Below are 8,256 nucleotides of genomic sequence, written 5' to 3'. Positions count from 1 at the left end.
GTTAACATGATCGTTGAACTGATTCACCCAATCGCGATGGACGACGGTTTACGTTTCGCTATCCGTGAAGGTGGCCGTACAGTAGGTGCGGGCGTTGTTGCTAAAGTATTAGGTTAATTACTCGCGTAATTTCCTAGAGAAGGGCATCAATTGATGCCCTTTTTATGCGTTGTTTGAAAAAGAACCTATCTCATCACTAGTTTGCTGTAAATTATTGGTGAGATAGGCTCTGATACAACGAATCGAGTCCAGTATCTTGCAGATACGAATGTCATAGAGATATGACGCTGTGTCAGATGCAATCATAGTTGATTTTATGGTTAGTCTGATTTGTTTTGCTCTTGCGAGGCAAGCTGGCTATTTATTTACATCATATGACAGGTTAATTTATGAGTGCGAATAGCGGAGCTCAAGATAGCAAACGCGGTGGTGATATCGCTAAGTGGATCATTACCGTTTTATTGCTGGCAGTAGCGGTGGGTGGCAACTATCTTTACCGTGAATTTAACCTAGCGTTACGAGCTTTAGCTGTTGTTGCTTTGTTCGTAGCAGCGGGTGGGATCGCGTTGTGGACAACACAAGGTAAAGCAACATTAGCATTTGCTCGCGAAGCGCGCATTGAAATGCGTAAAGTAGTATGGCCAACACGTCAAGAAACATTGCAGACAACCCTGATTGTTGCTGCAGTGACGGCTATTGTGTCATTAGTTCTTTGGGGACTGGATGGCATTCTGGTTCGTTTTGTTTCCTTTATTACTGGCCTGTGAGGTGTTCATGACTGATTCTCCAAAAAAACGCTGGTATGTCATTCAGGCTTTTTCAGGCTTTGAAGGCCGTGTTGCACAGTCTCTGCGTGAACATATCAAATTAAACGAAATGGAAGACTCATTCGGCGAAGTTATGGTTCCAACCGAAGAAGTGGTTGAGATCCGTAGCGGTCAACGTCGCAAAAGTGAGCGTAAATTTTTCCCAGGCTATGTTCTTGTCCAAATGGTCATGAACGATGCAACTTGGCACTTAGTACGTAATGTACCTCGTGTTATGGGATTTATTGGCGGAACGTCTGACAGACCTGCACCAATTAGCGATAAAGAAGTTGATGCAATTATGAATCGCTTACAACAAGTTGGTGATAAACCGCGTCCTAAAACACTGTTTGAACCAGGTGAAATGGTTCGTGTTAGCGATGGTCCATTCGCTGACTTTAACGGTGTTGTTGAAGAAGTTGATTACGAAAAAAGCCGCTTAAAAGTCTCTGTATCAATCTTTGGTCGTGCAACACCAGTTGAATTAGACTTTAGTCAGGTTGAAAAAGGTTAAACCTTTTTACGTTGCTTTCTTGCAAAAGGTGGAAAAGTTATCTACAATTTTCCACCTTTCGTTTTGAGTTGTTTTGTCATAAGACAGAACAAAGTAAAATCGGGGAGCCCTAGCCGGGCGATATACCCACATTGAGGAATTAATTAATGGCTAAGAAAGTCCAAGCCTATATCAAACTGCAAGTTTCTGCAGGTATGGCTAATCCAAGTCCACCAGTTGGTCCAGCTCTGGGTCAACAAGGTGTTAACATCATGGAATTCTGTAAAGCATTCAACGCTAAAACTGAAAGCGTTGAAAAAGGTTTACCAATTCCTGTTGTTATTACAGTTTACGCTGACCGTTCTTTCACTTTCGTTACCAAAACTCCTCCAGCAGCAGTTCTGCTGAAGAAAGCTGCGGGCGTGAAATCAGGTTCTGGCAAACCGAACAAAGAGAAAGTAGGTAAAATTACTTCTGCTCAAGTTCGTGAAATCGCAGAAACTAAAGCTGCGGACCTGACTGGTGCTGACGTTGAAGCTATGATGCGTTCAATCGAAGGTACTGCTCGTTCCATGGGCCTGGTAGTGGAGGATTAATCTGATGGCTAAACTAACCAAGCGCATGCGCAATATCCGTGAGAAAGTTGAAGTAACTAAACAGTACGAAATTGCTGAAGCAGTTGCTTTACTGAAAGAACTGGCTACTGCTAAATTCGTTGAAAGCGTTGACGTTGCTGTTAACCTTGGCATCGATGCACGTAAATCAGATCAAAACGTTCGTGGTGCAACTGTACTTCCACACGGTACTGGCCGTTCAGTTCGCGTTGCTGTATTCGCACAAGGTGCAAATGCAGAAGCTGCTAAAGAAGCAGGCGCTGAATTAGTCGGTATGGACGACTTAGCTGCTAAAGTTAAAGCTGGCGAAATGGACTTCGACGTTGTTATCGCATCTCCAGATGCAATGCGCGTTGTAGGTCAATTAGGTCAAATCCTTGGCCCACGTGGCTTAATGCCAAACCCGAAAGTGGGTACTGTAACTCCTAACGTTGCTGAAGCAGTTAAAAATGCTAAAGCTGGTCAGGTTCGTTACCGTAACGACAAAAATGGTATTATCCATACCACTATCGGTAAAGTTGATTTCAACGAAACTCAGTTGAAAGAAAACTTAGAAGCTCTGCTGGTTGCTCTGAAAAAAGCAAAACCATCAGCAGCGAAAGGCGTTTATATCAAGAAAGTAAGCCTGTCTACCACTATGGGTGCAGGTGTTGCGATTGATCAAGCTAGCTTAAGCGCGACAGTTTAATCTTAGATTAGACTAAAGTCATAAAAGACTTTACCTTGGCGTCAAATTTGTATAGAATTTGACGCCTTGAGTTTAGCTATGTGGTATTTTATTTAAGTCTACATAACTAAATTCTCTGAATTTCGGTTGGAGTCTGGCCTATCCAGACCCCGTCCAAGACCGCAGGTGTAAGTAATTACTTAATTTTCCTGCGTAGACGGTGAGAGAGCCAATAAAGAATTATATATTCTGGATTCTACTCACCGTGTTTTAGCGCTTATACCATTGTGGTAATAAGTGATGTGAGTCCCGAGTTTTTACTCGGTTAATCCAGGAGCAAGAAGCTAATGGCACTAAATCTTCAAGACAAACAAGCGATTGTTGCTGAAGTCAGCGAAGTTGCCAAAGGTGCGCTTTCTGCAGTTGTTGCGGATTCCCGTGGCGTTACTGTAGCTAAAATGACCGAACTGCGTAAAGCATGTCGTGAAGCTGGCGTTACTGTACGTGTAGTACGTAACACTCTTCTGCGTCGTGCTGTTGAAGGTACTTCTTATGAAGTACTGAAAGATGCATTTGTTGGTCCAACCTTGATTGCATTTTCTGCTGAACATCCGGGCGCTGCAGCTCGTCTGTTCAAAGATTTCGCGAAAGCGAACCCAGCATTCGAGATTAAAGCGGCTGCCTTTGAAGGTGAGTTTATCCCAGGTTCGAACATCGATCGTCTGGCTACACTCCCAACTTACGATGAAGCAATCGCACGCCTGATGGCAACCATGAAAGAAGCCTCTGCAGGCAAATTGGTTCGCACTCTGGCTGCTCTGCGCGATCAGAAAGAAGCTGCTTAATAGCCAATTTCTTCGTTGCTTTATTTACGTATAAACTTTTTCTGAATTTTAGGAACACTTGTTATGTCTATTTCTAAAGACGATATCTTAAACGCAGTTGCTGAAATGTCTGTAATGGACGTTGTTGAACTGATCTCTATGATGGAAGAAAAATTCGGTGTATCTGCTGCTGCAGCTGTTGCTGTTGCTGCGGGTCCAGCAGAAGCTGCTGAAGAGAAAACTGAATTTGACGTTATCCTGAAAGCTATCGGCGGTAACAAAGTAGCAGTAATCAAAGCAGTACGTGGCGCTACCGGTCTTGGCCTGAAAGAAGCTAAAGACTTAGTAGAATCTGCACCAGCAGCTCTGAAAGAAGGCGTAAGCAAAGATGATGCTGAAGCTCTGAAGAAAGCTCTGGAAGAAGCAGGCGCTGAGGTTGAAGTTAAATAATTTAACTTCCCAGAGTGCAGCCTAACGGCTGATGGCTGGTGATTTTTTGGTCACCAGCCTTTTTGCGCTGTAAGGTAAGAGTCACTTTTTCACACTTTTTTGGTGTCTCATTACTTTAATATTTTTTGCTATTGACGACTTAATATACTGTGTTAATCACTACGATCCACGTTCTCGAAAGCTCGGTAGTGAGCTCGACACAATGAAATGATTTAAGAGTAATAGCAATGAATATTCGGAAAATAGTTGTTTTCCTACCTACAAAAAAACAGTGTTAGCAGAATGTCGAGCCATCCTTAAAAAGTTAAGGACAGGCAGAGTGGGTCACTTTTCAGCGAGCTGAGGAACCCTATGGTTTACTCCTATACCGAGAAAAAACGTATTCGTAAGGATTTTGGTAAACGTCCACAAGTTCTGGATGTTCCCTATCTCCTTTCTATCCAACTTGACTCGTTCCAGAAGTTCATCGAGCAAGATCCTGATGGTCAAAACGGTCTGGAAGCAGCTTTCCGTTCCGTATTTCCTATCCAAAGCTACAGTGGTAATGCTGAATTACAATATGTCAGCTACCGCTTAGGCGAGCCTGTTTTTGATGTTAAAGAATGTCAGATCCGCGGTGTAACTTACTCAGCACCTCTGCGTGTAAAACTGCGTCTGGTCATTTATGAACGTGAAGCCCCAGAAGGCACCGTTAAAGACATCAAAGAACAAGAAGTCTATATGGGTGAAATCCCATTAATGACCGATAATGGTACTTTTGTTATCAATGGTACTGAGCGTGTTATCGTTTCCCAGTTACACCGTAGCCCTGGTGTGTTCTTTGATAGTGACAAAGGTAAAACACACTCTTCAGGTAAGGTACTGTATAACGCACGTATTATCCCTTATCGTGGCTCATGGTTAGACTTCGAATTCGACCCTAAAGATAACCTTTTTGTCCGTATTGACCGTCGCCGTAAATTACCTGCGACTATCATTTTACGCGCAATGAACTACAGCACTGAAGAAATCTTAGGATTATTCTTCGAAAAAACACTGTTTGAAATCAGCAACAACAAGCTGATGATGACATTAGTGCCTGAACGTCTGCGTGGTGAAACTGCTTCATTTGATATTGAAGCAAACGGCAAAGTGTATGTCGAAAAAGGCCGTCGTATTACCGCTCGTCATATTCGTCAATTAGAAAAAGAGCAAGTTGACCGCATTGAAGTACCTGTTGAATACATTGCAGGTAAAGTGGTTGCTCGTGACTATATTGATGAAGCGACAGGTGAACTGATTTGTGCTGCTAACATGGAAATCTCTTTAGATGTGTTAGCTCGCTTAAGTCAAGCTGGTCATAAAACGATTGAAACTCTGTTTACCAATGATTTAGATCATGGTGCTTATATTTCAGAAACTGTTCGCGTCGATCCTACAAACGATCGTTTAAGTGCGTTAGTTGAAATCTATCGCATGATGCGTCCTGGTGAACCACCTACACGCGAAGCTGCAGAAAACTTATTTGAGAACTTATTCTTCTCTGAAGATCGTTATGATCTTTCTGCTGTGGGTCGTATGAAGTTCAACCGTTCGTTAAGCCGTGACGAAGTTGAAGGTTCTGGCATTCTGAGCCAAGAAGATATCATTGAAGTAATGAAAAAACTGATTGATATCCGTAATGGTAAAGGTGAAGTGGATGATATCGACCACTTAGGTAACCGTCGTATTCGTTCTGTTGGCGAAATGGCTGAAAACCAATTCCGTGTTGGTCTGGTGCGTGTTGAACGTGCAGTTAAAGAACGTCTGTCTTTAGGCGATCTTGATGCATTGATGCCACAAGATATGATCAACGCAAAACCGATTTCTGCTGCTGTCAAAGAATTCTTTGGCTCTAGTCAGTTATCACAGTTTATGGATCAGAATAACCCGCTATCAGAAATTACGCACAAACGTCGTATTTCTGCATTAGGCCCAGGTGGTTTGACCCGTGAACGTGCAGGCTTTGAAGTTCGAGACGTACACCCAACTCACTACGGTCGTGTGTGCCCAATCGAAACGCCTGAAGGTCCAAACATCGGTCTTATCAACTCATTATCTGTTTATGCACAGACTAACGAGTACGGTTTCCTAGAAACGCCTTACCGTGTTGTTGAAAACAACGCTGTAACAGATGAAATTCACTATCTGTCTGCAATCGAAGAAGGTAACTTCATCATTGCTCAGGCTAACTCCGTATTAGACGATGACAATCACTTTGTTGAAGAATTAGTTACTTGCCGTCATAAAGGTGAGTCAAGCTTATTTAGTCGTGACCAAGTTCAGTACATGGACGTTTCAACCCAACAGGTTGTTTCTGTCGGTGCTTCACTGATCCCATTCCTTGAACACGATGACGCCAACCGTGCATTGATGGGTGCGAACATGCAACGTCAGGCTGTTCCTACACTTCGTGGTGATAAACCACTGGTAGGTACAGGTATGGAACGTGCAGTAGCGGTTGACTCCGGTGTTACTGCGGTTGCTAAACGTGGTGGTGTTGTTCAGTATGTTGATGCTTCTCGTATCGTTATCAAAGTTAACGAAGAAGAGACTTACGCTGGTGAAGCGGGCATCGATATCTACAGCTTGACTAAATACACTCGTTCTAACCAGAACACATGTATTAACCAAACTCCTTGCGTATCTTTAGGTGAACCTGTTGATCGCGGTGACGTGTTAGCTGATGGTCCTTCAACAGACCTTGGTGAGCTAGCATTAGGTCAAAACATGCGCGTGGCATTTATGCCATGGAATGGTTATAACTACGAGGACTCCATCCTTGTATCTGAGCGTGTTGTTCAAGAAGACCGTTTCACTACTATCCATATTCAAGAACTCGCTTGTGTCTCTCGTGATACTAAGTTAGGGCCTGAAGAGATCACTGCTGATATCCCGAACGTTGGTGAAGCAGCGTTATCTAAACTGGATGAATCAGGTATCGTTTATATCGGTGCTGAAGTGAAAGGCGGTGACATTCTGGTTGGTAAAGTAACACCTAAAGGTGAAACTCAACTAACTCCAGAAGAGAAACTGCTACGTGCTATCTTCGGTGAAAAAGCGTCTGATGTTAAAGATTCTTCTCTACGTGTTCCTAATGGTGTCTCTGGTACAGTTATCGACGTACAAGTCTTCACCCGTGATGGCGTAGAAAAAGATAAACGTGCATTAGAAATCGAAGAATCACAGTTACGTGAAGTTAAGAAAGACTTAACTGAAGAACTGCGTATCTTTGAAGCTGGTTTATTCGCTCGTATCCGTGGTGTTCTGATTGCTGGCGGTATTGAAGCTGAGAAATTAGATAAATTACCTCGTGAACGTTGGTTAGAGCTGGGTATTGCGGATGAAGAGAAGCAAAACCAGTTAGAACAATTAGCTGAACAGTATGATGAGCTGAAAGCTGAGTTCGCGAAGAAACTGGAAGCTAAACGTCGTAAAATCACTCAAGGCGATGATTTAGCACCTGGCGTGCTGAAAATCGTTAAGGTTTACCTGGCTGTTAAACGTCAGATCCAACCTGGTGATAAGATGGCGGGTCGTCATGGTAACAAGGGTGTTATCTCTAAGATTAACCCAATTGAAGACATGCCATACGATGAAAACGGTAATCCAGTAGACCTCGTACTGAACCCACTAGGTGTACCATCACGTATGAACATCGGTCAGATCCTTGAAACTCACTTGGGTATGGCTGCTAAAGGTATCGGTGATAAGATCAACGCGATGCTGAAACAGCAACAAGAAGTTGCTAAGTTACGTGAATTTATCCAGAAAGCTTACGATCTGGGTATGGCACCTCGTCAGAAAGTTGATCTGGACACCTTCAGCGATGAAGAAGTGTTACGTCTGGCTGAAAACCTGAAAAAAGGTATGCCAACCGCAACACCAGTGTTCGATGGTGCAGAAGAAATGGAAATTAAAGAGATGCTAAAATTAGCTGATCTTCCAACTTCTGGTCAGATTACACTTTTCGATGGTCGTACAGGTGAACAATTTGAGCGTCCAGTAACTGTTGGTTACATGTACATGCTGAAACTGAACCACTTAGTTGATGACAAGATGCACGCCCGTTCTACCGGTTCGTACAGCTTGGTTACTCAGCAACCTCTTGGTGGTAAAGCACAGTTTGGTGGACAGCGTTTCGGGGAGATGGAAGTGTGGGCACTGGAAGCATACGGTGCAGCATATACTCTTCAAGAAATGCTTACTGTTAAGTCGGATGACGTTAACGGTCGTACCAAAATGTACAAAAACATCGTTGATGGTAACCATCAGATGGAACCAGGTATGCCAGAGTCGTTCAACGTATTGTTGAAAGAGATCCGTTCACTGGGTATCAACATCGAATTGGAAGACGAATAACGTATTCCATATAGACAGACTG

Annotated in this window: 8 protein-coding genes; all 8 read left to right on the top strand. The window is 43.2% G+C overall.

Features of this window, described 5'->3' with window-relative positions:
- On the top strand, positions 1-117 hold a 117-nt coding region (locus tag C0T34_RS17680; protein WP_204100991.1), incomplete at its 5' end, for a hypothetical protein.
- A gap of 272 nt (positions 118-389) precedes the next feature.
- Complete coding sequence (gene secE, locus C0T34_RS17675) at positions 390-767, top strand: preprotein translocase subunit SecE (RefSeq protein ID WP_023583091.1); 378 nt, start codon at positions 390-392, stop codon at positions 765-767.
- Between the two features lie 7 nt (positions 768-774).
- On the top strand, positions 775-1,320 hold the full coding sequence (gene nusG, locus C0T34_RS17670) for a transcription termination/antitermination protein NusG (RefSeq protein ID WP_004246900.1): 546 nt from the start codon (positions 775-777) through the stop codon (positions 1,318-1,320).
- Positions 1,321-1,466: 146 nt separating this feature from the next.
- Positions 1,467-1,895, top strand: coding sequence for a 50S ribosomal protein L11 (gene rplK / locus C0T34_RS17665; RefSeq protein ID WP_088494387.1), 429 nt, complete (start codon positions 1,467-1,469; stop codon positions 1,893-1,895).
- A gap of 4 nt (positions 1,896-1,899) precedes the next feature.
- Positions 1,900-2,601, top strand: coding sequence for a 50S ribosomal protein L1 (rplA, locus tag C0T34_RS17660; protein ID WP_098941727.1), 702 nt, complete (start codon positions 1,900-1,902; stop codon positions 2,599-2,601).
- A 326-nt stretch (positions 2,602-2,927) separates the two neighbouring features.
- A complete protein-coding gene (gene rplJ, locus C0T34_RS17655; protein WP_006534706.1) occupies positions 2,928-3,425 on the top strand; it encodes a 50S ribosomal protein L10 in 498 nt (165 codons plus the stop codon).
- Between the two features lie 63 nt (positions 3,426-3,488).
- The gene (gene rplL, locus C0T34_RS17650) at positions 3,489-3,854 is read left to right on the top strand and encodes a 50S ribosomal protein L7/L12 (protein ID WP_023583093.1); all 366 of its coding nucleotides are present in this window, start codon (positions 3,489-3,491) and stop codon (positions 3,852-3,854) included.
- 351 nt (positions 3,855-4,205) lie between these two features.
- Positions 4,206-8,234: a DNA-directed RNA polymerase subunit beta gene (gene rpoB / locus C0T34_RS17645; protein WP_072071066.1), complete on the top strand. Its 4,029-nt coding sequence runs from the start codon at positions 4,206-4,208 to the stop codon at positions 8,232-8,234.
- Positions 8,235-8,256 lie beyond the last annotated feature (22 nt).

This window comes from Proteus sp. CA142267, from assembly GCF_003336825.1.
Lineage (GTDB): Bacteria > Pseudomonadota > Gammaproteobacteria > Enterobacterales > Enterobacteriaceae > Proteus > Proteus terrae.
This window is presented reverse-complemented; position numbering and strand designations above follow the sequence as displayed.

Excerpts from the sequence above, each read along its gene's own strand:
- secE (WP_023583091.1), top strand. The coding sequence starts at position 390 with ATGAGTGCGAATAGCGGAGCTCAAGATAGCAAACGCGGTGGTGATATC.
- nusG (WP_004246900.1), top strand. The coding sequence starts at position 775 with ATGACTGATTCTCCAAAAAAACGCTGGTATGTCATTCAGGCTTTTTCA.
- rplK (WP_088494387.1), top strand. The coding sequence starts at position 1,467 with ATGGCTAAGAAAGTCCAAGCCTATATCAAACTGCAAGTTTCTGCAGGT.
- rplA (WP_098941727.1), top strand. The coding sequence starts at position 1,900 with ATGGCTAAACTAACCAAGCGCATGCGCAATATCCGTGAGAAAGTTGAA.
- rplJ (WP_006534706.1), top strand. The coding sequence starts at position 2,928 with ATGGCACTAAATCTTCAAGACAAACAAGCGATTGTTGCTGAAGTCAGC.
- rplL (WP_023583093.1), top strand. The coding sequence starts at position 3,489 with ATGTCTATTTCTAAAGACGATATCTTAAACGCAGTTGCTGAAATGTCT.
- rpoB (WP_072071066.1), top strand. The coding sequence starts at position 4,206 with ATGGTTTACTCCTATACCGAGAAAAAACGTATTCGTAAGGATTTTGGT.